16 protein-coding genes and 1 pseudogene are annotated in these 24,781 nt (G+C 70.8%); 9 read left to right on the forward strand and 8 right to left on the reverse strand.

The features are described from left to right. Positions 1–225 precede the first annotated feature (225 nt). The 4 genes from glnII (at position 226) to ACFW6P_RS28665 (ending at position 5,179) form a co-directional block, all read left to right on the forward strand. Positions 226–1,257, forward strand: coding sequence for a glutamine synthetase (gene glnII, locus ACFW6P_RS28650; protein ID WP_386358716.1), 1,032 nt, complete (start codon positions 226–228; stop codon positions 1,255–1,257). 88 nt (positions 1,258–1,345) lie between these two features. Further along, the gene (locus ACFW6P_RS28655; protein ID WP_386358714.1) at positions 1,346–2,281 is read left to right on the forward strand and encodes a DUF6891 domain-containing protein; all 936 of its coding nucleotides are present in this window, start codon (positions 1,346–1,348) and stop codon (positions 2,279–2,281) included. A 108-nt stretch (positions 2,282–2,389) separates the two neighbouring features. Continuing rightward, positions 2,390–3,400: an NAD-dependent epimerase/dehydratase family protein gene (locus ACFW6P_RS28660; protein WP_386358712.1), complete on the forward strand. Its 1,011-nt coding sequence runs from the start codon at positions 2,390–2,392 to the stop codon at positions 3,398–3,400. A gap of 255 nt (positions 3,401–3,655) precedes the next feature. Then, the gene (locus ACFW6P_RS28665; RefSeq protein ID WP_386358710.1) at positions 3,656–5,179 is read left to right on the forward strand and encodes a DUF1996 domain-containing protein; all 1,524 of its coding nucleotides are present in this window, start codon (positions 3,656–3,658) and stop codon (positions 5,177–5,179) included. Positions 5,180–5,247: 68 nt separating this feature from the next. On the opposite strand, the gene ACFW6P_RS28670 is transcribed toward ACFW6P_RS28665, so the two are convergent. Beyond that, a complete protein-coding gene (locus ACFW6P_RS28670; protein WP_386358709.1) occupies positions 5,248–5,703 on the reverse strand; it encodes a hypothetical protein in 456 nt (151 codons plus the stop codon). Between the two features lie 147 nt (positions 5,704–5,850). Between ACFW6P_RS28670 and ACFW6P_RS28675 the strand changes: the two genes are divergently transcribed. The 3 genes from ACFW6P_RS28675 to ACFW6P_RS28685 all read left to right on the forward strand — a co-directional run bounded on the left by ACFW6P_RS28675 (position 5,851) and on the right by ACFW6P_RS28685 (position 9,132). Further along, the gene (locus tag ACFW6P_RS28675; RefSeq protein WP_386358708.1) at positions 5,851–6,378 is read left to right on the forward strand and encodes a tetratricopeptide repeat protein; all 528 of its coding nucleotides are present in this window, start codon (positions 5,851–5,853) and stop codon (positions 6,376–6,378) included. 47 nt (positions 6,379–6,425) lie between these two features. Further along, positions 6,426–8,348, forward strand: coding sequence for a hypothetical protein (locus ACFW6P_RS28680; RefSeq protein WP_386358706.1), 1,923 nt, complete (start codon positions 6,426–6,428; stop codon positions 8,346–8,348). 94 nt (positions 8,349–8,442) lie between these two features. Then, a complete protein-coding gene (locus ACFW6P_RS28685) occupies positions 8,443–9,132 on the forward strand; it encodes a TetR/AcrR family transcriptional regulator (RefSeq protein ID WP_386358705.1) in 690 nt (229 codons plus the stop codon). 22 nt (positions 9,133–9,154) lie between these two features. Here the strand turns inward: ACFW6P_RS28685 and ACFW6P_RS28690 are convergent, their stop codons facing one another. The 7 genes from ACFW6P_RS28690 to ACFW6P_RS28720 form a co-directional block, all read right to left on the reverse strand. Further along, complete coding sequence (locus ACFW6P_RS28690) at positions 9,155–9,511, reverse strand: 5-carboxymethyl-2-hydroxymuconate Delta-isomerase (RefSeq protein ID WP_386358703.1); 357 nt, start codon at positions 9,509–9,511, stop codon at positions 9,155–9,157. 113 nt (positions 9,512–9,624) lie between these two features. Continuing rightward, positions 9,625–15,018: a pullulanase-type alpha-1,6-glucosidase gene (gene pulA / locus ACFW6P_RS28695; protein ID WP_386425320.1), complete on the reverse strand. Its 5,394-nt coding sequence runs from the start codon at positions 15,016–15,018 to the stop codon at positions 9,625–9,627. A 191-nt stretch (positions 15,019–15,209) separates the two neighbouring features. After that, the gene (locus tag ACFW6P_RS28700; RefSeq protein ID WP_386425323.1) at positions 15,210–16,583 is read right to left on the reverse strand and encodes an alpha-amylase family protein; all 1,374 of its coding nucleotides are present in this window, start codon (positions 16,581–16,583) and stop codon (positions 15,210–15,212) included. Positions 16,584–16,703: 120 nt separating this feature from the next. Then, positions 16,704–18,449, reverse strand: a complete 1,746-nt coding sequence (locus ACFW6P_RS28705) for a glycoside hydrolase family 13 protein (RefSeq protein WP_386425326.1) — start codon at positions 18,447–18,449, stop codon at positions 16,704–16,706. A 171-nt stretch (positions 18,450–18,620) separates the two neighbouring features. Continuing rightward, the gene (locus ACFW6P_RS28710) at positions 18,621–19,532 is read right to left on the reverse strand and encodes a sugar ABC transporter permease (protein ID WP_386358695.1); all 912 of its coding nucleotides are present in this window, start codon (positions 19,530–19,532) and stop codon (positions 18,621–18,623) included. Between the two features lie 13 nt (positions 19,533–19,545). After that, on the reverse strand, positions 19,546–20,550 hold the full coding sequence (locus ACFW6P_RS28715) for a carbohydrate ABC transporter permease (RefSeq protein WP_386358693.1): 1,005 nt from the start codon (positions 20,548–20,550) through the stop codon (positions 19,546–19,548). Positions 20,551–20,667: 117 nt separating this feature from the next. Further along, a complete protein-coding gene (locus tag ACFW6P_RS28720) occupies positions 20,668–21,936 on the reverse strand; it encodes an extracellular solute-binding protein (protein WP_386358691.1) in 1,269 nt (422 codons plus the stop codon). 391 nt (positions 21,937–22,327) lie between these two features. Between ACFW6P_RS28720 and ACFW6P_RS28725 the strand changes: the two genes are divergently transcribed. Both ACFW6P_RS28725 and ACFW6P_RS28730 read left to right on the forward strand, forming a co-directional pair. Next, positions 22,328–23,362 carry a LacI family DNA-binding transcriptional regulator gene (locus tag ACFW6P_RS28725; RefSeq protein WP_386425327.1) on the forward strand — a complete coding sequence of 345 codons (1,035 nt, stop codon included), beginning with the start codon at positions 22,328–22,330 and terminating at the stop codon, positions 23,360–23,362. Positions 23,363–23,507: 145 nt separating this feature from the next. Beyond that, positions 23,508–24,332 (forward strand): annotated as a pseudogene (locus tag ACFW6P_RS28730) (phosphatase PAP2 family protein); the annotation flags it as partial. Positions 24,333–24,781: the final 449 nt, after the last annotated feature.

The following is a 24,781-nucleotide window of genomic DNA, read 5'->3' on the forward strand; positions in this document are numbered from 1 at the left end:
GCACCGGCCACCGGCTTGACGGAGGGAAGCCGGTGGCCGGTGCCGCCTCGGGTCTTCCCCGTGAGGTGGGGCACAGCGCCACCGGGTAACACGGGCTTCACACACGGGCAATGGCCGGGAAACCGCTCGTTGCGAGGCTGCCGGGCAGCATCACGCGGCGCCCCGGTGCCGCAGCGCCGCAGCACCCGCGATACGCGCCCAGACACACCCCGAAGGATGTGGCCCGTGACCTTCAAGGCTGAGTACATCTGGATCGACGGCACCGAGCCGACGGCCAAACTGCGTTCCAAGACCAAGATCATCGCGGGTTCCCCCGCCGGTCTCGACGCGCTGCCGGTCTGGGGCTTCGACGGGTCCTCCACCAACCAGGCCGAGGGCCGCTCCTCGGACTGCGTCCTCAAGCCGGTCTTCACCTGCCCTGACCCGATCCGCGGCGGCGACGACGTGCTCGTGCTCTGCGAGGTCCTGAACACCGACCTCACCCCGCACGCCACCAACACCCGTGTCGCGCTGGCCGAGGTCGCGGAGAAGTTCGCGGCGCAGGAGCCGATCTTCGGCATCGAGCAGGAGTACACCTTCTTCAAGGACGGCTACCCGCTCGGCTTCCCCAAGGGCGGCTTCCCGGCCCCGCAGGGCGGCTACTACTGCGGTGTCGGCGCCGACGAGATCTTCGGCCGCGACGTCGTCGAGGCGCACCTGGACAACTGCCTGAAGGCCGGTCTGGGCCTGTCCGGCATCAACGCCGAGGTCATGCCCGGCCAGTGGGAGTTCCAGGTCGGCCCGCTGGCCCCGCTGGAGGTCTCGGACCAGCTGTGGGTGGCCCGCTGGCTGCTCTATCGCACCGCCGAGGACCACGACATCGCCGCCACCCTCGATCCCAAGCCGGTCAAGGGCGACTGGAACGGCGCCGGCGCGCACACCAACTTCTCCACCAAGGCGATGCGCGAGTCCTACGACGCGATCATCACCGCCTGCGAGTCCCTCGGCGAAGGCTCCAAGCCGCTCGACCACGTCAAGAACTACGGCGCCGGCATCGACGACCGCCTGACCGGCCTGCACGAGACCGCCCCCTGGGACACGTTCTCCTACGGCGTGTCCGACCGCGGCGCCTCGGTCCGCATCCCCTGGCAGGTCGAGCAGGACGGCAAGGGCTACATCGAGGACCGCCGTCCGAACGCCAACGTCGACCCGTACGTGGTGACCCGGCTGCTCGTCGACACCTGCTGCACGGCGCTGGAGAAGGCCGGCCAGGTCTGATCCGGCCCCGCACGGCTCCCGAGGGGGCGCCCGCCGTTCACGGTGGGCGCCCCCTCGCGTTGTCGGTGGGGCGTGCCATGGTGGGGGCATGGAGATCGACGGGGGCCTGCCCATCAAGGTGACGACGGAGAGCGGGCGGACGCACGCGCGGGTCGCGGCGCGGGAGTTGCGCGCGCTGGTGGAGCGGATCGGCGGGGACGACGACCACTTCCTCGTGGTGCGGCGCATACCGGACCGGCCGCTGGTCTTCATCCAGACGGCGCGCGACGGGGACGGGGCCTACGACCTCCAGCACCGCACGGGGCACGTCCCCCACCTGTGGGTGACCCGGGTGAGCGATCCCGGCCTGGTCGCCGAGGTGATGGTGCGCTGGGCGCGGCAGGAGGACGGCTGGGACGCCGGGGTCACCTGGGAGCGCGAGGAGTTCGGGCTGCCGGAGCGTGCCCCGGAGCTCGCCCCGGACGTCGCGGCACGGGCCGAGGGACACGTCCGCGAGATGCTCCGGGACGGCTACCGGGACGTCGGGACGCTGATCCGCGAGACGGTGTACCTGATGGGGGAGGGCGAGGAGCCGCCCCCCGTCTCCCCCGCGCAGGCCCGCGAGATCGTCGAGCGGCTGTGGCTTGAGCGCGTGCAGGAGCAGGAGGCCTGGACCGGCCCGACGGATCCGGACCGGCTGGAGCGGGCCTTCGCGGCACTGGACCGCGCGGGCGTCGTCGCCCGGGAGGACTTCACCTGCTGTCGCAGGTGCGGCCTGATGGAGATCGGCGCGGAGGTGGACGACGTGTCGCGGGTGCGCGGGTTCGTCTTCTTCCACCACCAGGGCACCCGCCGCGCGGCGGAGGGAGGCGGGCTGTCGCTGTACTACGGCGGGTTCGACGGCTCCGAGGAGACCACGGCCGCCGTCGGACACGAGGTCGTGGCCGCGCTGACCGCGGCCGGGCTGTCCACGCAGTGGAACGGTTCCCCGGACAGGGCGATCGAGGTGACACCCCTCCGGTGGCGCAAGCGCCTGGTGGGATGAGGCGCGGTCGCGCGGGCCCCGACCGCCTGCCACTCCGGAGGCACCGCGACCGTCTGCCGAGAGCAGATCCCGTTCCGTCCCGCCGCGCCACCGGGCAGAGTCCTCGGCATGAGGCTGCTGATGCTGGGTGGTACGGAGTTCGTCGGGCGGGCCGTCGTGGAGGCGGCGCTGGAGAGGGGCTGGGACGTGACCGTCCTGCACCGGGGTCGGCACCCGGCGCCGCCGGGCGCGCGGTCGCTGACCGGCGACCGCACCGCGCAGGAAGGGCTCGCCGCCCTCGCCGGGGCCGCCGGCGAGTGGGACGTCGTGGTCGACACCTGGTCGGCGGCGCCCGGCGCGGTCCGGGACGCGGCGCGGCTGCTGCGGGACCGCGCCCGCCGGTACGTGTACGTGTCGAGCTGCTCGGTGTACGCCTGGTCCCCTGCCCCCGGGTACGACGAGGACGCGCCGCTGGTCGAGGGGGCCTCGGCCGACGCGGACCAGACCGACTACGCGCGGGACAAGCGCGGTGGCGAACTGGCCGTCCTGGCGGCCTTCGGCGCGGACCGGTCGGTGCTCGTCCGGTCCGGGCTGATCCTCGGCCCGTACGAGAACGTCGGCCGGCTGCCCTGGTGGCTGGGGCGGATGGCGCGCGGCGGTCCGGTACTGGCCCCGGGGCCGCGCGAGCTGCCCCTGCAGTACGTGGACGTCCGCGACCTGGCCGCGTGGATCCTGCACGCGGCCGAGCGGGGCTTGAGCGGGCCGTACAACCTGGTCGGTCCCCAGGGGCACGCCACCATGGGCGCGTTGCTGGACGCCTGCGTCCGGGTCACCGGCGCCCACGCCGAGCTGCGCTGGACCGCGCCCGAGGTGATCCTGCGGGCCGGTGTCCGGCCGTGGACGGAGCTGCCGGTGTGGACCCCACCGGACAGCGACCTGCACGACGCCCTGCACAGCGCGGACGTCTCCCGGGCGGTCGGGGCGGGCCTGCGCTGCCGGCCGGTGGAGGAGACCGTGGCGGACACCTGGCGGTGGCTCCAGGACGCCGGCGGCGTCGCGCCCCAGCGCCCGGACCGCCCGCGTTCCGGACTGGACCCGGAGGTGGAGGCGAAGGTGCTCGCGGCCGGTACCGGCACGTGAACACCCGCCGCGGGTGCGGTTGGCCCCGGCCTTCCGGGACCGCGGCCGACCGAACCGGACCGGCCCGTTCACCCTCGGTGTGAGACCAACAACTTCCGCTGCGAAAGAGGCTGTTGAGCGCAGATGGTCCTCACGAATCTCGCATCGGTTCCCGGGACCTCTGAACACCCGTGGGGCGCACTCCGTATGGAAGGGAGCCGCTTCACTCCTGTCGGGCGCCTCGATGCCCCCGAAAAAGGAAGTCAGAGGAGTTCCATGGGACGCAACACAAGAAAACGCCGTACGCCGCTGGCCACCAGGGCCATAGCCGCATCGGCGGCCCTAGCGCTCGGTGGGGGCGGGCTGATCTGGGCAAACTTCTACGCCTCGGCGCATGAGGAGAACTCGGCGAACCAGACGAAGTCCGCGGGCGTGCAGATCGCCACGATCCAGTGCCCGGACGTCGGACAGGAACTGACCGACGTACCGCAACGCGCCCGCCGGGAGGTGGACAAGGAGCTGGCGAACCTCGACAAGCAGATCACCGAGGCGTACTCCCGCCTGGCCTCGACACGTCAGGCGCAGGCCGGGGACGTCAACTTCGTCGACAACGCCATCCTCGGCCCGCTGAAGTCCAAGCGGACCGCCGTCATCGACCGCATCGGCATCGACATCCGCCGGGTGGGCGGCAAGGCGCCGTCGAACCTCGACCGGTTCGCCGAGTGCAAGGGCATGGGCGCCGAACAGGCGAACCCCAACGACGGCGACGGCGGTGGCGACCAGAACGACGGCCAGGACAACGACGGTCAGGATCAGGGTCAGGACAACGGTCAGGACCAGGGCGGCGGCCAGGCCGGTGACAACGGCAACGGAGCCGTGGGCCCCGTGGCCGACGACTTCGTCGACATCAACCAGGTCCAGCCGAACAGCCGCGGCCTGGAGAACGGTCTGGCCGCCAACGGCGACTCCGGTTCCACCGGCTCGTTCACCACGGAATGCGGTGTCAACGAGAACAACCTGTTCAACAGCGACAACCTGATCGTCGCCCCGGGTGTCGACAACGGCGCTCACCACACGCACGACTACGTCGGCAACCAGGACAACGACGCGTTCTCCAGCGACGAGGACCTGGCCGGGGCCGGCACCTCGTGCCAGAACCAGGGCGACAAGTCCACGTACTACTGGCCGGTGCTGCGTCTGCAGGACGGAACGCAGGAGTTCGACGCGAACGACCTGGGCGGTGGCGCCGAGGGCAACGTCGGCAAGATCCTCAAGGCCAGCCAGGCCGAGATGAAGTTCGTCGGCAACAAGAAGAGCGACGTGGTGGCGATGCCGAAGTTCCTGCGCATCATCACCGGTGACGCCAAGGCGTTCACCAACGGCCTCAAGAACGCCAACACCTCGTTCAGCTGTACGGGCTTCGAGGACCGGCAGGTGACCGACAAGTACGTGATCTGCCCCGAGGGCAGCTCGGTGGTGCGGACGTCCAACTTCCAGAGCTGCTGGGACGGACAGAACATCGACAGCGCCAACCACCGTGACCACGTGGCCTTCGTCCAGCAGGACGGCAGCTGCCCGAACGGCTTCCAGGCCATCCCACAGCTCCAGGTCCGCCTGGTGTACGACGTGCCGGCCCCGACCGTCCAGAACGGTCAGGTACAGGCCCCGTACGCCGTGGACGGCTTCCCGGAGCAGCTGCACAAGCCGATCACCGACCACAACGACTTCATCAACGTCATGGACGAGAACCTGATGGACCAGGTGGTTCAGTGCATCAACAGCGGCCAGGACTGCACCTAGCAGACCGCTGAGAAGCCGGCGGTGGGAGATCCCACCGCCGGCTTTCCCGTGTCCGCGGACCGGCGCGGTCAGCTGCCGTGGTGGTCACCGGTGTGCGCCGGTCCGCCCGCGTCACCGCCGGGGGAGGAGTGCCGCGAGTGGTCGGTCCCCCTCTCCACGGTGCCGCCCAGTGTGCCGCGCAGCTCCTGCACCACGTCCTGGTGGCCTACGGCCACCCACTTGCGGCCGACCAGGTAGAAACCGCCGTAGTCCTTGGCGGTGTTGAGCCACTCGCGCTGGCCGCGGTCCGTGGCGAAGGTCGCGAGGACGTACTTCTCCGCGCCCTTCTCGCAGATGGCCTGACGGATGGTGTCGGCGTCGGTCTGCATGTTCGGCTTGCACTCGGCCTCGGCCGCGATGTGCTCCAGACTGCCCGTCACCGCCTCCGGCACGGCCGCCTCGTCCTCGCCGCCGGCTCCGCAGCCGGCCAGCGCCAGTACGGCCACCGCACCGCTGAGCGCGAGCATCGGTCGGGTCACCCTCATCTGTTCCTCCGGTCCTGGTCACGGCACGGTCCGGACGCATGCCGCACGGAGCCCTGACACGAGGCTCTCGCCTTCGATACGGCCGCGGAGCCCGCGGTGCTCAAATACCGCCTGCCCGTCCGGGCGCACGTGTGGAAGGGTGGGCGGGTGGATCAGGACTGGGAAGACCGTGTGACCGCCCTGTGGGACCGCTTCGACGACCTCGCCGGAACCGAGGAGGGCGAGGCCCGCTTCCGCGCCGAGGTGGACGCCCTCGTCGCCGAGCTGCCCGGGGACAGTCCGCTGGGCCCGTTCGAGCGGGCCTGCGCCTGGGACTCCACGGGCCGCTCGGACAAGGCGGTGCCCCTCTACCAGGAGGCGCTGGAGCTGGGCCTCGCCGACGTGAGCCCCTACAAGGCCCGCCGGACGAGGATCCAGCTCGCCAGTTCACTGCGCAACACCGGCCGGGCCGCCGAGGGTGCCGCGCTGCTGACCCCTGAGCTGGACGCCCCCGGCGACGAACTGGACGACGCCGTGCGGGCCTGTCTCGCGCTGTGCCTGTCCAGCCTGGGCCGTGACCGCGAGGGCCTGTCGCTGGCGCTGGGCGCCCTGGCCCCGCACCTGCCGCGCTACCAGCGGTCGATGGCGAACTACGCCCGGCTGCTCGTGGCGCCCGGGGAGCCGCCGGAGGCGTGACACCGCGCGCCGGGTGACCATCCACCGGTTCGCTCGTTCTGCTGAACGTGCAGCCACAGGAAGTCGCCCAGCGCCCCGCACCCCGTTCCTCCGCCGGCCCCCTCGTCGGCGTCGAGCAGGCCGAGGCCGCCCTCGTCGAGCACTATCCGCGGCTGGTCCGGCTGGCCTATCTGGTGCTGCCGCCCGGGCTGGGCCGCAGCAGGCGCGTCCTGACGGCACACGCGCTCACCCAGCGGGCCCTCCCCCGCAACCGCACACCCGCCCCGGTGATCCCGTCCCAGTCGGGCGGCCGGGACGGCGACCCGGGCTACGCCGTGGTCCGCCTGCAGGTGCTGCGTACGGCGCTGGAGGCGGGGCTGCCGCTGCGGCGGAGGGCGTGGCCGAGGCGCTCCCAGCTGCCGCCGGTGCTGCCGCAGGTGTGGGGCCTGAAGCTGTTCCCGCGCTCCGGCGGCGCCGACGAGCTCGCGCTGGACCAGCGGCTGTCCACCCTGTCCGGACCGGCCCGGGCCGCGTACGCGCTGCGGGGTGTGGAGCGGCTGTCACAGGAGGCCGCGCGGGAGGTCCTCACGGCCGTGGGCGTCGCCGACCCGGAGGGCGCGCTGCTGGAGGCCGGCGGGATCCCCGCGCAGTACGGGCTGCTCGACTCCGCCGAGTTCGACCCCTGCTCGCTGCAGGCGCGCCCCACCGACCTGATGCGCCGCCGCCGGCACCTGACGGCGGCGCTGGCCGCCGGAGCGGCGCTGCTGGTGTGCGGGGCGCTGCTCGGTCTGCCCGGTGAGGGCTGGGGCCCGGACGGTGCCGCCGCTCCCCCGTACGCGCGCAACCCGGCAGCACAGGCCGCCCTGGACCCGGCGAAGCTGACCCGCGTTCCCCCCGCGGCGTGGCGCAGCTCGGCGCGCACCGACTTCTCCGTGTGGCCGGCGCGCGGCGATCTCACCGGCGACGACGCCCTGCTGCGCCGCGCCCTGGCCGTCTGGGCACGCCCCGGCGGGACGGTGCAGGTCTCCGCGACGCCCGGCACCCCCTCGGGCGGCCCGGCCGGCCCGCCGCAGCTGCTGTACGCGGGGACGGTCGACGCCGCGCGGGTGGTGCTCCTCCACGACGGGCTGCGCATCGCCCGCTACGCGGAGCCGAAGGACGGCGCCGAGGGTGCCGCCCTCGACTTCGCCCGGGTCGACGGGGCCTCCCGGGCCGAGGCGGGGGCGGTGGTCCTGGGCCGGGCCGACGGCAACGTGCGCTATCTGACCGCGCCCTGGGTGACCGAGGCGCGTGAGCGCGATCTGATGAAGCCGGGCTCGGGCGCGATGGACCTCACGCTCACCGACGGGGTGACCGCGCCGCTGGCCAGCCCGGCCCTGCGGTCGGGCCCGTGCACCTCGTGGAACGTGCTGCAGCTGACCGACGGGGACGGGAGCAGGCTGCTGACCGACCTCGGCGAACTGGTCCCGGCCCGGCTCACCTCCGGCGCGCCCGGAGCCGCGAAGGACGTGGCGGGCACGCGGGCGGTGCACACCTGGCAGCCGTTCGCCTGCTCGCTGGGCACGGTACGCTCGGCGGGCGTGCGCAGCGTCAACGCCTGGGCGTTCAACGAGCAGCCGCTGCCCGACGCGAGCGGCTCGGCGGTCTGGGTGTGCACCCGGGCGGAGACCTGGCGGGGCGGCGGGGCGCGGGTGCTGGCGCAGTTCCACACCCCGGGCGGCAGGTACGGGGCGGTGGCGGCGAAGGCCGAGAACGTCCCGGCGTGCGGGGTGCGCGATCCGCACGTGCTGGCCGGGGTGCTGTGGAAGTCAAAGGCGGATGGCTGGTACCTGCTGGCGGCCGGTAGCCGGCAGACGGCGTCGATCCGGGCGACGGGCGGCGTCGAGGGAGCGGCGGACGGCAGTCTGCTGACCGTACGGGCCGAGCAGGGGGCGCAGGCGGAGCTCAAGGGGAGGCTGCGGGACGGGCGTTCGCTCGGCGGGCTGCACTGACGGGCCGACTCCGACGGGTGTTCGAAGATCTCAGGTGAACATCGGCCATCGATCCGGCCCGTTCGAGGCCGGAATCGATCGGTAAGGTGTTCGTATGACTACCGGGGTACGCCGCAGAATGGGAGTCGAGGAGCGTCGGCAGCAGTTGATCGGCGTCGCCCTCGAACTGTTCAGCCGCCGCTCGCCCGACGAGGTCTCGATCGACGAGATAGCGTCCGCCGCGGGCATCTCACGCCCGCTGGTCTACCACTACTTCCCCGGCAAACTCAGCCTGTACGAGGCCGCGTTGAAGCGCGCTTCGGACGATCTGGCAGCCCGGTTCGCGGAGCCGCACGAGGGCCCGCTGGGGGCGCGGCTGCTGCGCGTGATGCGCCGCTACTTCGACTTCGTGGACGACCACGGGCCCGGGTTCTCCGCCCTGATGCGCGGCGGGCCGACGGTCGGCTCCTCGACGACCAACGCGCTGATCGACTCCGTACGGCAGGCCGCGTATGTCCAGATCCTTTCGCACCTGGGCGTGACCGACCCGCCCGCGCGTCTGGAACTGGTCGTGCGGTCCTGGATCTCGCTCGCCGAGTCGACGGCGCTGATCTGGCTGGACGGCCGGCGCATCCCGCGCGAGGAACTGGAGACGCAGCTCGTCGACGACTTCGCCGCGCTCGCCGCGGTGGCCGCGTCCTACGACGAGGAGACGGCGGCCCTGCTGCGCCGCGTCGTCGGGGACGAGCCGGCCGACGGCCCGTTCGCGCGGCTGGCCGGCCGGCTCGTCTCCCTGGCGACCTGAGGCCCGAGGGCCGGCGGGCCGCTCAGCTCTCGAACCCGGCGTACGAGGGGTCGAGGTCCCGGACCTCGGCGGAGGCGTGCAGCGCGACGCCCTCGGCGGGGCTCAGGTGCTTGCGCAGCAGGTCCAGCGCGGCCTGGGTGAGCCGGGCCTTGGTCTCGTCGGTGCGGCCGGCGAGCAGGGCGATGTGGATGTGCACATGGGCGTGCCCCGCGGTCTCGGGGCCGACCACGATGTCCTCGGTCGGGCGGAACCGGCTCTTGCAGGCCGGCGGCTTGGCGGACGCGATCTCGACCGTCGCCTCGTGCAGCGCCTGGGCGAATCCGGGCCGGTCGAAGCGGGCGGCGAGGTCGGCGGAATAGTCGACGGTGATCTGCGGCATCAGCACTCCTGTCCTCGGTCGAGGAGCCTCACCCTGGCCGCAGGGCCGGTACGGCCACCGAGACGGAGGTGGGGCGGACCGCCGGCAGCGGTCCGCCCCACGGGTGCCGTGCGTTATCCGGCGGTCCGGGTGAAGACCGCGACCGTGCGGCCGGGGACGGCGAAGGTGCCCGACCCCTCGGCGTACGAGGAGGACTTGACGGTGGCGTCCGCCCCCGCCGCCTGCACCGGGTGCAGCCGGTAGCCCGTCCCCGCGAGTGCGGGCACGGTCTGCTCCTGCTGCTCGGGCGTGGCGTTGAAGACGACGACGAGGTCACCGAGCCGCATGGTGATCACGCCGGGCGTCTCGTCCTTGCCGGACAGCGGGAAGGACAGCCGGGACTGCACCTGCTCGGCCGTGCCGAGGGAGAAGTCCTTCTCGGTGCCGCGGATCTTCAGCAGGTCGCGGTAGGCGGCCGAGGCCCCCTCGATCTGCTCGCAGCCCACCTTCACCTTGGTCAGCAGCGGCTTGGCGTACGGCCACTTGTCGGCGTTGTCGTCCGCCATGGGCAGTCCTCGGCCGAAGCCGTTGCCGTCCTCGCAGTTCCAGTGGACGGCGTTGAACCAGTCGCCGCTGTCGTAGGAGTTGCGGTCCAGGGACTTGGAGCGCAGCAGGTCGGTGCCCGCCTGGGAGAGGGCCGGGCCCTGGGAGAGGGTGGCCGTCGCCATCGCGAGGACCTGCATGCGGGCCCGGTCGGAGGCGTCCACCGACGCCGGCAGCTTGAAGGCGAGGGCGTCGAAGAGGGACTCGTTGTCGTGCGCGTCGGCGTAGGCGAGGGCGTCGCCCGGGGCGTCGGCGTATCCGGCGGGGGCGCCGTTGTAGTCGACCTCGGAGCCCTTGACCTCCTTGCCGTCGGTGTCGGTGAACCGGTACGCGGCGAGGTTGCCGGAGAGCCCCACCTTGATCAGGTCCTGGTAGTGCAGCAGCCGGGCCTTCTGCTCGGCCGCAGTGCCGTTGTTCTCGGAGGCGTTGGGCTCGGTGTACAGGCCGGAGGCGAAGCCCTGGACGCCGGGGTCCTCGTCGAAGGGGCCGCCGCCGCGCACGGCGTCACGGGCCCGGTCGGAGAAGGTGGCGACACCGGTGCCCGCCATGTTCTTCTGCGTGGCCTGCTCGAAGCGGGCGTCGTCGGCGACCTCGCCGAAGTTCCAGCCCTCGCCGTACAGGATGATCTTCTTGCCGTCGACACCGTCCTTCGCGGGCGTCAGCGCGTCGAGGGCCTTCCTGACCGCGAGGATGTTGGCCTTCGGGTGGTGGCCCATGAGGTCGAAGCGGAAGCCGTCGACCTTGTACTCCTTGGCCCAGGTGACGATCGAGTCGACGACCAGCTTGCCCATCATGGCGTTCTCGGTGGCCGTGTTGGCGCAGCAGGTGCTGTTGGCGACCGAGCCGTCGGCCAGGAGCCGCTGGTAGTAGCCGGGCACGATCCGGTCCAGGACGGAGGTGTCCGCCTGGCCGCTGGCGGCGGTGTGGTTGTAGACCACGTCCATGACGACCCTGAGGCCGTCGTCGTTGAGCGCCTTGACCATCTTGCGGAACTCGACCGTGCGGGCCGTGCCGTCGGGGTCGGTGGCGTAGGAGCCCTCGGGGACCGTGTAGTGGTAGGGGTCGTAGCCCCAGTTGTAGGCGTCCTTCGCGGCGATCTTCCCCACGCACTCCTGCTGCTTGTCGGAGTCGGCCGGGTAGGAGGCCAGGTCGCAGTCGGTCCTCGCCTGGTCGGCCTTGCGCTCGGGGATGGTGGCGATGTCGAAGGCGGGCAGCAGGTGCACGTACGAGGTGCCGGCCTTCGCCAGCTCGCGCAGGTGCTTGGAGCCGTCGCTGTCCTTGGCGGTGAAGGCGAGGTAGGTGCCGGGGTGCTTCGCCGTGCGGTCCTCGACGGAGAAGTCCCGGATGTGCAGCTCCTGGATCTGGGCGTCCCGCAGCGGAACGGCCCTGGGCTTGGTGTACGTCGACCAGCCGGCGGGCCTGAGGGCCTTGTCGCGCAGGTCGACGACGAGACTGCGCTCGGAGTCGGCGGTGAGGGCGACGGCGTAGGGGTCGGTGACCTTGTTGGTGACGACCTTGCGGACGCTGGGCGCCCAGACCTTCACGACGTAGCGGTAGGGCTTGCCCTTCCAGGACGCGGGGCCGGTGACGGACCAGACGCCGGTGGCAACGTCACGCTTCATGGCGACGGTGGAGCCGCCGATCTCCAGGGCCACCGACTGCGCGGTCGGGGCCCACACGGACAGCGTGGGGCGGCCCCGGGTGAAGGTCGGCCCGAGGTCGGCCTTCGTGGCGTCGTAGAGGTCGTCGAGGACCCCGGCGATCTGGACGCCGGTGGCCGCGAGGACGGCCCCGTTGGCGGCGTGCTGGGTGGCGACGACCTGGCCGCGCAGGGCGGCGCGGACCCGGTCGCGGTCGCGCGGGTCGACGCTGAAGGCGTCGTACTCCTTCAGGTGCGGGAAGGCGGCCTTCTGGGCGTCGCTGAGCTCCGCCCTGGACAGCCGCAGCCACTTCGCGTCACCGGTGAGGGCGCCGTCCTTCACCGCGATCGAGCCGTCGCGGGAGTACAGCAGCTGGGTGGAGGCGGCGGCCTCGGCCCCGTTCCAGGCGAGGGTGTTCCGGTCGATCCAGACCGCCTTGGAGGTGGTCAGGTCGAGTGCGGCGGCCGAGCCCGCGGGCTGCGGGAGCAGGTACTTCTCCTGGCCGCTCACCAGCCACACCTCGTGGCCGCTCGCCTTGAGGTCGAGCGACTGGTCGGTGGGCAGGTCCTTCTCGTCGCCCTTGTGCAGGATGTAGCTGAGACTGGTGGCACCCTCGGTGAGCGGCACCTCGAAGACCGCGCCATAGGAGTCAGTCTTGACCGGCTTCAGGGGGTTCGACCAGTCGGTGGGGTTCGCGGCGCCCGTCCACACGTGCAGGCCCCAGCCGCCGTAGGCCCCGTCGGCGCGGTGGTAGTGCAGGACGGCCTTGCTCTTGTCGGGCGCCGGGTAGTCGGGGCGCTCGCTGGTGACGGTGTCCTTGCCCTGCTCGATCCAGACCTCGCCGGTCTTGGTGACGTCGATCGTGCGGTCGGTGGAGACGTCCTTGTTGCCGTCCTTGTCGATGACGAGGAAGCCGACGCTGGAGGCTCCGGGCTTGAGCTTGACGTAGGCGAAGGCACCGTAGGCGTCGCGGCCGACGAAGGGGTGGCTCTTCGGCCACTCGGTGGCCTCGCCCTCGGCGAGGTCGCCCCAGGCGTACAGCCCCCAGTCGGCGTAGTCGCCGTCGGTGCGCTTGTAGTGGACGATCGCGTAGTCGCGGGAGGAGGCCGTGGGCGGCTCCTCCACCGGCGGGGTGCCGGTGGTGGAGGCGGCCAGGGCGCTCGCGGTGCGGCCGGCCGCGTCGATCACGACGGCCTTGTAGCGCAGGGCGGTGCCGGGCGGCACGTCCTTGCCGATGGTGTGGGTGACCTTGTAGGGGGCGTGGTCGGCGGAGCCGAGGACCTGCCACTTGCCGTTGCCGGTCTGGGCGGCGAAGACGACGCGGTTGCGCTGTCCCCCGTCGACGTCCGCGGTGACCTCGGCGGTGCCGGTGGCGCCGGCCGCCGGGGCCTTGAGAGCGAGCGTGGGCGCGGTGGCCGGCCTGGCGGGCTTTCCGGCCGCCCTGAGGACGATCGCCGAGCCGGCCGGGACGGTGACGGTGACCTTCTTGTCCCCGTCGCTCTTCACGGAGGCGCCGGTGCCGTGGATGCCCTTGAAGGTCATGCCGGCCGAGCCGGTCGCGAAGGTCGCGGTCTTCTTCTCGGCGGCGTTGTTGAAGGCGACGACGTACTCGGTGCCGGTCTTCGCGTCCGTGCGGGAGAAGGCGTAGACGCCGGGCCCGTCGGCCGCGTGGCGCTGCTGCTGGACGCCGTCGGTGAGCGCCGGGTTCGCCTTGCGGAGCTTGGCGAGCGCGCTGATCTGCCGGTACAGGGGCGCCCTGGTGTCGTAGGCGTCCTCGGCGTGGGTGGCGTCGGTGCCGATGCGGTCGTCGTCGAGGTAGTCGGCGGTGCGCGAGGCGAACATGGTCTGCCGGGCGTCCTTGTCGCCGCCCGGGCCGGCGAAGCCCTGCTCGTCGCCGTAGTAGACGACGGGGTTGCCGCGGCTGAGGAACATCAGCTCGTTGGCGAGCTTGTCCTTGGCGAGGAGCTCGGCGTCGGTGGCCTTCGGGTTGTCCTGCCTGAGGAACGACCCGATGCGGCCCATGTCGTGGTTGCCGAGGAAGGTGACCTGCTCGTACGCGTTGGACTTGCCGGTCGTGTACTTGTAGTCGTCGCCGAAGACGCCCGCGAGCTTCTGGGCGCTGCCGCCCTGGGAGGCGTACTGGCGGGCCGCCTCCTGGAAGGGGAAGTCGAGGGTGGCGTCGAGCCGGCCCTGGGTGACGTAGGGGGCGGTGACGTTCGTGTCGGCGGAGTAGACCTCGCCGAACATGAAGAAGTCGTCCCGGCCCTTCTTCGCCGCGTAGGCGTCCAGGGCGGTCGCCCACTGCGTCCAGAACTCCATGTTGACGTGCTTCACGGTGTCGATCCGGAAGCCGTCGATGTCGAAGTCCCGCACCCAGCGCCGGTAGATCTTCTCCATGCCGCTGACGACCTCGGGACGCTCGGTCCACAGGTCGTCGAGACCGGAGAAGTCACCGTGGGTGGAGCTCTCACCGGCGAAGGTGGAGTCGCCCCTGTTGTGGTACATGGTCGGGTCGTTGAGCCACGACGGGACCTTGTTCCTCTGCGCGGCCACCGGCGTGCGCGGGAACGAGTCGCGGTCGACCTCGGGGAAGTCCCGCCGCCCGTCGGCGTAGTCGGCGTCGTCGAAGGGCACGCCGTCCTTCGTCAGGTACGGGAAGGCGCCCTTGGAGAGGTAGCCGTAGGACTTCTCCTCGTAGTCGACGACGTCGGCCGTGTGGTTGGTGATGACGTCGAAGAAGACCTTCATGCCCTTGTCGTGGGCCTTGTCGATGAGGGTCTCGAGGTCCTCGTTGGTGCCGAAGTGCGGGTCGACCTGCGTGAAGTCGGTGATCCAGTAACCGTGGTAGCCGGCCGAGGCGTCCTTGCCGGTGCCCTGCACGGGCCGGTTCTTGAAGATCGGCGCCATCCACAGGGCGGTGGTGCCGAGGCCCTTGATGTAGTCGAGCTTCTTCGTCAGGCCCTTGAGGTCGCCGCCCTGGTAGAAGCCCTTGTCGGTCGGGTCGTAGCCGGTGGCGAGGCGTGAGCCGGTCAGGCCGCCCTTGTCGTTGCGCGGGTCGCCGTTGGCGAAACGGTCCGGCAGGACGAAGTAGAACTGCTCACGGGTGGCGTCGTGCCGGGCCGGCTCGGCGGCCAGCCTGGCGTCCGACGGAGGCGGCGGGAGCGTGGCCGCCCCGGCGGCGAGCGGCTGGACGAGTGCTGCGGCCAGCGCGGTGGCGGTGACCGCGGCGACCCGTCCGGCACGGGCGGTTCGGCGCCGGTGCGGCGCCGGCCATCTCGGTATCACTGACGTGGACTCCTTGCGATTGCGGCTCTCTCGGGTCCGACCCCGCGCGACCGTATCGCCGCCGAAACGCTTACAGCAAGAGTCCTGAAAGCATTGGAAAGAACTTTCAACAACCGGAGTCGGTCCGGAGGAGCGGCCCCCACGGCCGCGGGGACGTCGCCATGGGGGCCGCCGGCGGTGCGAACGCCCGTCTAGCAGCTGGACTTGCCCGCGTAGACCGCGAGGGCCGTGTTGGCGCCCAGGGTGGCCGTGAGCTGGCCGCTGGAGTTCACCGTCACCGTCGTGTTGTTCTGCACGTTGCAGTACGTCCCGGCGGGCAGCGAGGTCTGGTACGTCCGGTTCAGCGAGCCCGACTCGTGGTTGATGGCCACGAAGCCCTTGCTGCCCCGGCCGAAGGCGATCGCGTCGCCCCCGTTGTCCCACCAGTTGGTGACGGCCTGGCCCCGCGTGGCGTTGCGGAAGCCGACCATCGACTTGATCTCACGCCACTTGTGCTGGCACTTCCAGCCGTCCTGCCAGCAGGCGTTGACCTGACCGCCGTTGGGCGGTCCGGCGTCGGCGTTGCTGAACTCGTAGCCGGAGTTGATGTCCGGGGCGCCGTAGGGCCAGGCCAGCATGAAGACGTTGGCCAGCGTGTAGGTGGCGCCGTCCTTGTAGCTGAGCGTGGAGCCGTTGCGCTCGGTGTCGTGGTTGTCCACGAAGACGCCGGAGACGCGGCTGCTCATGTAGCCCCAGCCTTCGCCGTAGTTCTTCAGGTAGGCGAGGTTCTCGTTGTTGAAGACCCGCTTGAGGTCGTAGGCGTAGCGGAACTCCTGGACGTCGCCGTTGCCCGTGTACTCGCTGGGCTGGACGGCCTCGCCGGCGCCGTAGATGGCCTCCTGCTTCCAGTAGGCGGACGGGTTGGTCAGGCGGGACTTGATGTTGGCGAGGTCGGCGGCCGGGATGTGCTTGGCCGCGTCGATGCGGAAGCCGTCGACGCCGAGCGAGAGCAGGTCGTTCATGTACGTGGCGATGGCTCCGCGCACGTAGTTCTCGCCGGTGTCGAGGTCGGCCAGGCCGACCAGTTCGCAGTTCTGGACGTTCCCGCGGTCCTGGTAGTTGTTGATCTGCGAGGTGCAGTTGTCGAAGTCGTAGGAGGAGTACAGGCGGGGGTAGTTGTACTTCGTGTACGACGAGCCGCCGGTGCCGGTGCCGCTGCCCGCCGACATGTGGTTGATCACGGTGTCGACGACGACCTTCACACCGGCCGCGTGGCAGGTGTTCACCATGTTCTGGAAGGCGCTGCGGTCACCGAGCCGGCCGGCGATCTTGTAGCTGACCGGCTGGTACGAGGTCCACCACTGCGAGCCCTGTATGTGCTCGGCGGGCGGGGAGACCTGGACGTAGCCGTAGCCCGCCGGGCCGAGGGTGCTGGTGCACTCCTTGGCGACGGAGGCGTACTTCCACTCGAAGAGGACGGCCGTGACGTCCTTGGTGCCAGGAGGGGAGGCCTGGGCGCCAGTCGGGGTCATGACAACCGCAGCCGCGGCGAGAGCGACGGCGGCGGAGAGGTATCTGCGTGCCATGTGGGGTTTCCTTCTTCGTTGAAGGCACTTGCTGCAAGGTTCAGAAACCCTTGCAGTGACGAGATATTAAAGGCCCGCCACCCGAAAGGGCAGCGGGCCGTACAAAATTCACAGGAAAATTCAGCCGGTGACCGCGGTGGTCCACCACACGGTGGTGTCGGCGGGCAGCTTCGCCTCGTCGTCCACCTCGACGATCTCCCCGCTCGCGACCAGCACCCGGCCGTACGACGGCGTCGCCACCGACTCCCGGGTGGTGTTCGCCACACACACGAACTCCCCGCGCCGGAAGGCGAGTACGCCCTCCGGCGCGCGCAGCCACTCCACCGACGAGCCGGCACCGAGGTCAGGCTGCTCCCGGCGCACCGCGAGCGCGGCCCGGTACAGCTCCAGCGTCGAACCGGCCACGCCGGTCTGCGCCTCGACGCTCAGCTCGCCCCAGCCCTCCGGCTGCGGCAGCCAGCTGCCGCCGTCACCGAAGCCGTACGACGTCCCCGTCCGGGTCCACGGGATCGGCACCCGGCACCCGTCGCGGAAGCCGTCCTGGCCCGCGCCCCGGAAGTACGCCGGGTCCTGGCGCACCTCGTCCGGCAGGTCGACGACGTCGGGCAGGCCGAGCTCCTCGCCCTGGTAGATGTACGCCGAGCCGGGCAGGGCCAGCATCAGCAGGCTCGCGGCGCGCGCCCGGCGCAGCCCCAGCTCGCGGTCGCCGGCCAGGCGGATCTGGGTGCCGAGGCCGGGCGGGTTGGCGAACCGGGTGGCGTGCCGGGTCACGTCGTGGTTGGACAGCACCCAGGTGGCGGGGGCGCCGACCGGGCGCATCGCCTCCAGGGTGCGGTCGATGACCTCGCGCATCTCGGCGGCGTCCCAGTGGGTGCTGAGGTACTGGAAGTTGAACGCCTGGTGCAGCTCGTCCGGGCGGACGTAGTGGGCGGTGCGCTCGATGGTGGGCGTCCACGCCTCGGCGACGAAGATGCGCCCGCCCGTCTCCCACCACCGCCCCTCCGACGAAGGCCCTTCGGGCCCCTTCTTTTCGGCGTACTCGTCGAGGATGAGGCGCCACTGCCGGTAGATCGCGTGCACGCCCTCCTGGTCGAAGAACGGCATGACATCGTTGCCCAGCAGCTTCACCTGGTCGTGGGACCCGAGGTCGGGCAGCCCGTCGGCCTTCACCAGGCCGTGGGCGACGTCGATCCGGAAGCCGTCGACGCCCATGTCCAGCCAGAAGCGCAGGATGGAGCGGAACTCGTCGCCGACCGCCGGGTGCTCCCAGTTGAAGTCGGGCTGCTCGGGGGCGAAGAGGTGCAGGTACCACTCGCCGGGCGTGCCGTCGGGCTCGGTGACCCGGGTCCAGGCCGGGCCGCCGAAGATCGACTCCCAGTCGTTGGGCGGCAGTTCGCCCTTCTCGCCCTTGCCGGGGCGGAAGTGGTAGCGCTCGCGCAGCGGCGAGCCCGGACCGTCGGCGACGGCCCGCTTGAACCACTCGTGCTGGTCCGAGGAGTGGTTGGGCACGAGGTCGACGATGATCCGCAGGCCGAGCTCGTGGGCGTCGCGGATCAGCGCGTCGGCGTCCAGGAGGTTGCCGAACATGGGGTCGACGGCACGGTAGTCGGCGACGTCGTAGCCGGCGTCGGCCTGCGGCGAGGCGTAGAAGGGGCTGAGCCACACGGCGTCCACGCCGAGGTCACGCAGGTGCGGCAGACGGGTGCGGACACCCTCCAGGTCACCCATGCCGTCACCGTTGCTGTCGGCGAAGCTGCGCGGGTACACCTGGTAGATCACCGCGTCCCGCCACCAGTCGCGGCGCTTGGTGACGGTGGCGACGGCCGATTCCTTCAGGGTGGGGGCGGCGGAGTGCTGCTGACTCATGACGTCCTTGATGCGATGAGGGCCCCCCGCCCGGTCGGGGCGCAGGAGGCGATCGGGTCGTGGAAGCGTGGGGGCGAGGGACGAGGCGGCCGCGGTGACAGCGGGGTCGGATGGGCACCGCGGCCGCCACCCGCGCGGCAGCGCCGCGCGGGAGCCTCGGGCGAAGGGCGGTCAGCCCTTCGTGCCGCCGGCGGTGAGGCCGGTGACCAGGTTCCTCTGCACGAGGTAGAAGAACGCGGAGACGGGTATCGCGATGAGGACCGCGGTGGCGGCCATCAGGTTGCGCTGGGCGTCGTGCTCGCTGACGAAGCTCTGCAGACCGACGGCGAAGGTGTACTTCTCGTCGTCCAGCATGAACACGGTGGCGAAGGCGACCTCACCGAAGGCGGTGATGAAGCTGTAGAACGCGGCCACCGCGAGACCCGGCCGGGCGAGCGGCAGGATCAGCCGGAAGAACGTGCCGAAGGGCGACAGCCCGTCGACGCGCCCCGCCTCGTCGATCTCGAACGGGATGGTGTCGAAGTAGCCCTTCAGCAGCCAGGCGCAGTAGGGCACCGCGGTCGAGCAGTAGACCAGGATCAGACCCAGGTAGGTGTCGACGAGCTGGAGGCCCGACAGGATCTGGTACATCGGCACGATCAGGACGGCGATCGGGAACATCTGCGTGCACAGGAGCACCCACATGAACTTCTTGTAGCCCGGGAAGCGCATGCGCGACACCGCGTAACCGGTCGTGGCGGCGATGACCACTCCGATGACCGTGGTTCCGAGCGACACGATGAGCGTGCTCTGGAGCCAGTGGAAGAAGTTGGTCTCCCGGACCACGAAGGTGTAGTTGTCCAGGGTCATCTTCGACCAGATGCGCCCGGGGTGCAGGTAGTCGTCCTTGTCCGGGCCGAGGGACAGGAAGACCAGCCAGGCGATCGGGAAGAGCGCGATCAGGCTCGCGAAGATCAGCAGGCCGTGGGAGAGGAGGCTCCCGGCGAGACCGCGGTCGCCGCGCCGGCGCACGGGGGCGGACGCGGGGGCGACGGCGGGGGCCGGGGCCTCACCGGCGGACTGCTGGACGGTCGTGGTGCTCATGGGGACTCCTGCCTCAGATCGCGAGCTGCTGCTCATCGCGGTTCAGCCAGCGGCGGTAGAAGGAGGTGAAGACGATCAGGATGCCCAGCAGCAGGATGCCGTAGGCGGCCGACTGCGCGAAGTCGCGCGGCTGCTGTCCGAAGCCGAGCTGGTAGGCCCAGGTGACGAGGATCTGCGCGTCCGGGGCGGTGTTGCCGAACAGCAGGAAGATGATGGCGAACTGGTTGAACGTCCAGATCACACCGAGCAGCACCACGGTGGAGCTGACCGACCGCAGGCCCGGCAGGGTGACGTAGCGGAACTGCTGCCAGCGGCTGGCGCCGTCCATCTCCGCGGCCTCGTAGAGGGAGGAGTCGATGGACTGCAGGCCGCCCAGGAGCGAGAGCATCATGAACGGCACACCGCACCAGGTGTTGACCATGATCGCGGCGAAGCGCTGCCAGAAGGTGTCCTCCAGCCACGCCGGGTTCGGCAGGTGCAGCGCGTCCAGAGCCGAGTTGATCAGGCCGGTGTCGGCGAGCATGAACCGCCAGCCGAAGACGGTGGTGAAGGTCGGCACGGCCCACGGCAGGATGAGGATCAGCCGGTAGAAGGTGCGTCCGCGCAGCTTCTGGTTGAGCAGCAGGGCGAGGCCCAGGCCGATGGAGTAGTGCAGGGCGACGCACACGGCCGTCCACACGATCGTCCAGATGAAGTGGGACCAGAAGCGCTCGTAGGCGGTCTCCCCCCACAGGATGTCGGCGTAGTTGTCGAACCCGATGAACTTGTAGGTGGCCTCGATCTCGTTGAGGCCGATCGTCCGGGCCGTGTTGAGGCTGGTGGCGTCGGTGAGCGTCAGGTAGAAGCCGTAGGCCAGGGGGTACAGCACGAGGACGCCGAGCACGACGGCCACGGGCGCGATCATCGCGTAGGCGTACCAGTGCTTCTGGTAGCTGTGCTTGAGGCGCCGGCCCAGCCCGGACCGGGGACCGCGGTCACCGCTCCGCTTGCCGGTCGCTCGGTCGATGGCGACTGTCATGTTCGACAACCTTCTTCGCGAACTGGAGATCAGCTGAAGATCAGGGGGTACGGCACACAGGCCGACGGCCGCCGGACCCTCCCCTGGGGAAGCGGGGGATCCGGCGGCCACACGGACTTACTTGCTGTAGTCCGGGAGCAGCTTGGCGATCGCGGTCTCGGCGCTGCTGAGCCCCTGGTCCAGGGACTTCTTGCCACCGGCGATGGCGAGCAGCTCGTCGTCCAGCGGCGTCCACAGCGAGCTGTACTCGGGCAGCTCGGGACGCGGCTGGGCGGCGGCGAGCACGCTCTGATAGCCGGCGATGCCGGGGTCGGCCTTGACCTGGTCGGTGTAGGCGTCGTCGCGCGTCGGCAGGGTGTTGTTCTTCAGCGCGATGGTCTCCTGCGCCTTCGCCGAGGTCATGAACTTCACGAACGTCAGCGAGGCCTCCTGGTGGGCCTTGTCCGAGCCGGCGTAGACCGAGAGGTTGTGGCCGCCGGTCGGGGCGCCCGCCTTGCCGGAGGAACCGGCCGGGACGGTGGCGATGCCCAGGTTGGCCTTGTCCTTGAACGCCGAGCCCTTGTAGAAGTTCGTGATCTCCCACGGGCCCTGGATGATCGAGGCGACCTTGCCGCTGACGAACGCCTCCTGGATGTGGGCGTAGGCGTCGGCGGTGGTGTCGGCCTTGTGCAGGCCCTTGCCCTTGAACAGGCTCTGCCAGGTGCCGTAGGCCTTCTTGGCCGCGGGCGAGGTGACCGTGATCTTCTTGGCGTCGACGTCGACGGTGTCGGCGCCCTCGCCGTAGAGGAACGAGTGGGCGTAGTAGGACTGGGTGGAGCCCCAGTAGCCGTCGACGCCGGTCTTGTCCTTGATGGTGGCGGCGGCCTTCTTCAGCTCGTCCCAGGTCTTGGGGGCCTCGACGCCGGCCTTCTCGAACAGTTCCTTGTTGTAGACCAGGGCGAGGGTGTCCGTGGTGAACGGCGCGCCGTAGGTCTTGCCCTCGTACTGGGCCTGCTTGATCAGGTTGGACTTGAACTCGTCCTGCTCGGCCATGGCCTCGGTGCCGTCCAGCGGCAGGAAGAAGCCCTTCTTGGCGAAGGCCGGGGTCCAGCCGACCTCGGAGCGCAGCACGTCGGGGGCGCCCTTGGAACCGGCGGCGGTGTCGAACTTGTTCTGCGCCTGGTCGAAGGGGACGTTGACGTACTTGACCTTGATGTCCTTGTTGGCAGCCTCGAACTCCTTGACGAGGGCCTTGTAGGTCGGCGCCTCGTTGGTGGCGTTGGAGGTGTCCCACCAGGTGATGGTGACCGGACCGTCGGCCTTGTCGCCGCTGTCACTTCCGCCGCACGCCGTCGCTGCCAGGGCGAGGGACGCCACCAGCGCGGTGGCCGCTATGCCACGCCGCATGAGTTCTCCTTGAGGGTGAAGCCCGTTTCGTGCTGCCGACTGCGCCGTTGGCCGCCGGGCGTCGGTGACATTAGCCGCGCTCGGTCGGCTGGCGAAAGACCTTGCAGCAAAAAGATGCAAGGGATACGGAAGGTTATCCCGCCGTGACCTCCTCTCGACCGTCCCGAAGCCGGGATTCCCGCCTGATCGGCGGGGACTGGGACAGTTGTGCAAGACTCTGCAAGCACTTGCCATCCGCCTTCGCCGAGGGGAATCATCCGTTGCGGAGCGGACACCGACCACGAGTTGAGGGACCGCGATGACCAAGCCACCCGCTACGGGCCGCGCGCCGGCGCGCACCAGGCGTCGCGTCGGTGTGCAAGGAGATCCACGGCCGCTACAGTCCAGTGCTGTGACCACACGGCTCGCCGACATCGCAGCGCAGGCGGGAGTGAGTGAAGCGACGGTCAGCCGAGTCCTCAACGGCAAGCCGGGCGTCGCCTCCACCACCCGCCACTCCGTGCTGGCCGCCCTCGACGTCCTGGGCTACGAGCGCCCCGTGCGGCTGCGGCAGCGCAGCGAGGGCCTGGTGGGCCTGATCACCCCGGAGCTGGAGAACCCGATCTTCCCGGCCCTGGCCCAGGTCATCGGCCAGGCGCTGACCCGCCAGGGCTACACGCCGGTGCTGGCCACCCAGACCCCGGGCGGCTCGACCGAGGACGAACTCACCGAGATGCTCGTCGACCGCGGGGTCGCGGGCATCATCTACGTCTCCGGGCTGCACGCGGACACCACCGCCGACATGCAACGCTACGACCGGCTGCGCGCGCAGGGCGTGCCGTACGTGCTGGTGGACGGTTTCTCGCCGAAGGTGCAGGCGCCGTTCATCTCCCCCGACGACCGCGCCGCGATGTCCCTGGCGGTCACGCACCTGGCGTCCCTCGGGCACACACGGATCGGACTGGCCCTGGGGCCGAAGCGGTTCGTGCCCGTGCAGCGCAAGATCGAGGGCTTCGTGCGGGCCATGCACGAGCAGCTGGGCCTGAACGCCGAGACAGTGGGGACGGAGCTGGTCCAGCACTCCCTGTACACCCTGGAGGGCGGTCAGGCCGCCGCCACGGCCCTGATGGAGCGGGGCTGCACCGCGGTGGTGTGCGCCAGCGACATGATGGCGCTGGGCGCGATCCGGGCGGCCCGGCAGCACGGTCTGGACGTGCCGAAGGACATCTCCGTGGTCGGCTTCGACGACTCCCCGCTGATCGCGTTCACCGACCCGCCGCTGACCACGATCCGCAAGCCGGTGCCGGCGATGGGCCAGGCCGCGGTGCGCACGCTGCTGGAGGAGATCGGCGGGACGCCCGCGCCGCACAGCGAGTTCGTGTTCATGCCGGAACTGGTGGTGCGCGGTTCGACCGCATCGGCTCCCGGGGAGCGCGGTCGCTCCTGAGGCGCGCGATCACTCCTGACGCGCACCGTCGCTCCCCTGACGCGCGCGGCCTGATCCCGCCGGGCGACCCGTCCCAGAACTCGCGGTGCGGGGCGGGTCGCGGGATGATCGGTGGAGAAGTCCTTTTCTGGCAGACTCTGCGCCTATGGGTGAAACGACCGTGACGAAGCCGGAGGGTCTGGAAGCCGCCCTTCCGCACCCCGTTGCGGCCGAGACGGGGCCGGGTCCGCTGCGTCGGCTGCGCACTCCCCGCCGGCCCCGTTTCTGGTTCGAGATCCTGCTGATCGCGGTGAGTTACTGGGCGTACTCGCTCGTGCGCAACGCCGTGCCCGAGCAGAGAGCCGAGGCGCTGAACAACGCCGACTGGATCTGGCGGGTCGAGCATCATCTCGGCATCGCTGTCGAGGAGTCGGTCAACCACGCGGTCAACTCGGTGACTTGGCTCATCATCGCGATGAACTACTACTACGCCACGCTCCACTTCGTGGTGACGCTGGGTGTGCTCGTGTGGCTCTACCGCCGCCATCCCGGCCGTTACGCGGCGACGCGCCTGGTGCTGTTCGCGACGACCGCCGTCGCCCTGCTCGGCTACTACCTGTATCCGCTGGCGCCCCCGCGGCTGATGAGGGGCGGCGACTTCGTCGACACCGTCCTCGTCCACCAGACCTGGGGGTCGATGGCCTCCGGCGACCTGAAGCACGTGTCCAACCAGTACGCCGCGATGCCGTCGATGCACATCGGCTGGTCGGTGTGGTGCGGCCTGACGGTCTTCGCCCTGGCGACGGTCCCCTGGGTGCGCGTGCTGGGCCTGCTGTACCCGGCGCTGACCCTGGTGGTCATCGTGGCCACGGCCAACCACTTCTGGCTGGACGCGGTGGGCGGCTTGCTGTGCCTGGCGTTCGGGTTCGCGGTGGCCGGGCTCTGGTACGGGAGGTGGCCGTACGCACTGCCCAGGGCCGTGCGGGGGGCGGTGCCGACGGCGGTACCAGGGGCGCCGCCGGCGGCGGTACCAGGGGCGGCACCGACGGCGGTACCAGGGGCGGTACCGGCGGCGGTACCAGGGGCGCCGCCGGCGGCGGGACCAGGGGCGGCACCGACGGCGGTACCAGGGGCGGGACCAGGGGCGGTGCCGACGGCGGTACCGACCGCGACCGAACGGCCGGACTCACCGGGCGCACCGGCCGCTCAGGGTGCACCGGAGGCACCGGGTGCACCGGACGTACCGGCCGCTCCGGCCGCACCGGGTGGACCGGGCGCACCGGGTGGACCCGGGGGCGGGCACTCGCCGGTGCCGCGGACGCGGGTCCACGTGGAGCGGCGGGGAGTCCTCGGCGAGGACGGGCAGGCGGGTCGGGCCGCGGTCCTCGGCGAAGACGGGCATGCCGCGGCTTCCGACGAGGACCGGCATGCCGCGGCCTC

This window comes from Streptomyces sp. NPDC058741 (assembly GCF_042746715.1).
GTDB lineage: Bacteria > Actinomycetota > Actinomycetes > Streptomycetales > Streptomycetaceae > Streptomyces.

Excerpts from the sequence above, each read along its gene's own strand:
- ACFW6P_RS28655 (WP_386358714.1), top strand. The coding sequence starts at position 1,346 with ATGGAGATCGACGGGGGCCTGCCCATCAAGGTGACGACGGAGAGCGGG.
- ACFW6P_RS28660 (WP_386358712.1), top strand. The coding sequence starts at position 2,390 with ATGAGGCTGCTGATGCTGGGTGGTACGGAGTTCGTCGGGCGGGCCGTC.
- ACFW6P_RS28665 (WP_386358710.1), top strand. The coding sequence starts at position 3,656 with ATGGGACGCAACACAAGAAAACGCCGTACGCCGCTGGCCACCAGGGCC.
- ACFW6P_RS28670 (WP_386358709.1), bottom strand. The coding sequence starts at position 5,703 with ATGAGGGTGACCCGACCGATGCTCGCGCTCAGCGGTGCGGTGGCCGTA.
- ACFW6P_RS28685 (WP_386358705.1), top strand. The coding sequence starts at position 8,443 with ATGACTACCGGGGTACGCCGCAGAATGGGAGTCGAGGAGCGTCGGCAG.
- ACFW6P_RS28690 (WP_386358703.1), bottom strand. The coding sequence starts at position 9,511 with ATGCCGCAGATCACCGTCGACTATTCCGCCGACCTCGCCGCCCGCTTC.
- ACFW6P_RS28700 (WP_386425323.1), bottom strand. The coding sequence starts at position 16,583 with ATGGCACGCAGATACCTCTCCGCCGCCGTCGCTCTCGCCGCGGCTGCG.
- ACFW6P_RS28705 (WP_386425326.1), bottom strand. The coding sequence starts at position 18,449 with ATGAGTCAGCAGCACTCCGCCGCCCCCACCCTGAAGGAATCGGCCGTC.
- ACFW6P_RS28710 (WP_386358695.1), bottom strand. The coding sequence starts at position 19,532 with ATGAGCACCACGACCGTCCAGCAGTCCGCCGGTGAGGCCCCGGCCCCC.
- ACFW6P_RS28715 (WP_386358693.1), bottom strand. The coding sequence starts at position 20,550 with ATGACAGTCGCCATCGACCGAGCGACCGGCAAGCGGAGCGGTGACCGC.
- ACFW6P_RS28720 (WP_386358691.1), bottom strand. The coding sequence starts at position 21,936 with ATGCGGCGTGGCATAGCGGCCACCGCGCTGGTGGCGTCCCTCGCCCTG.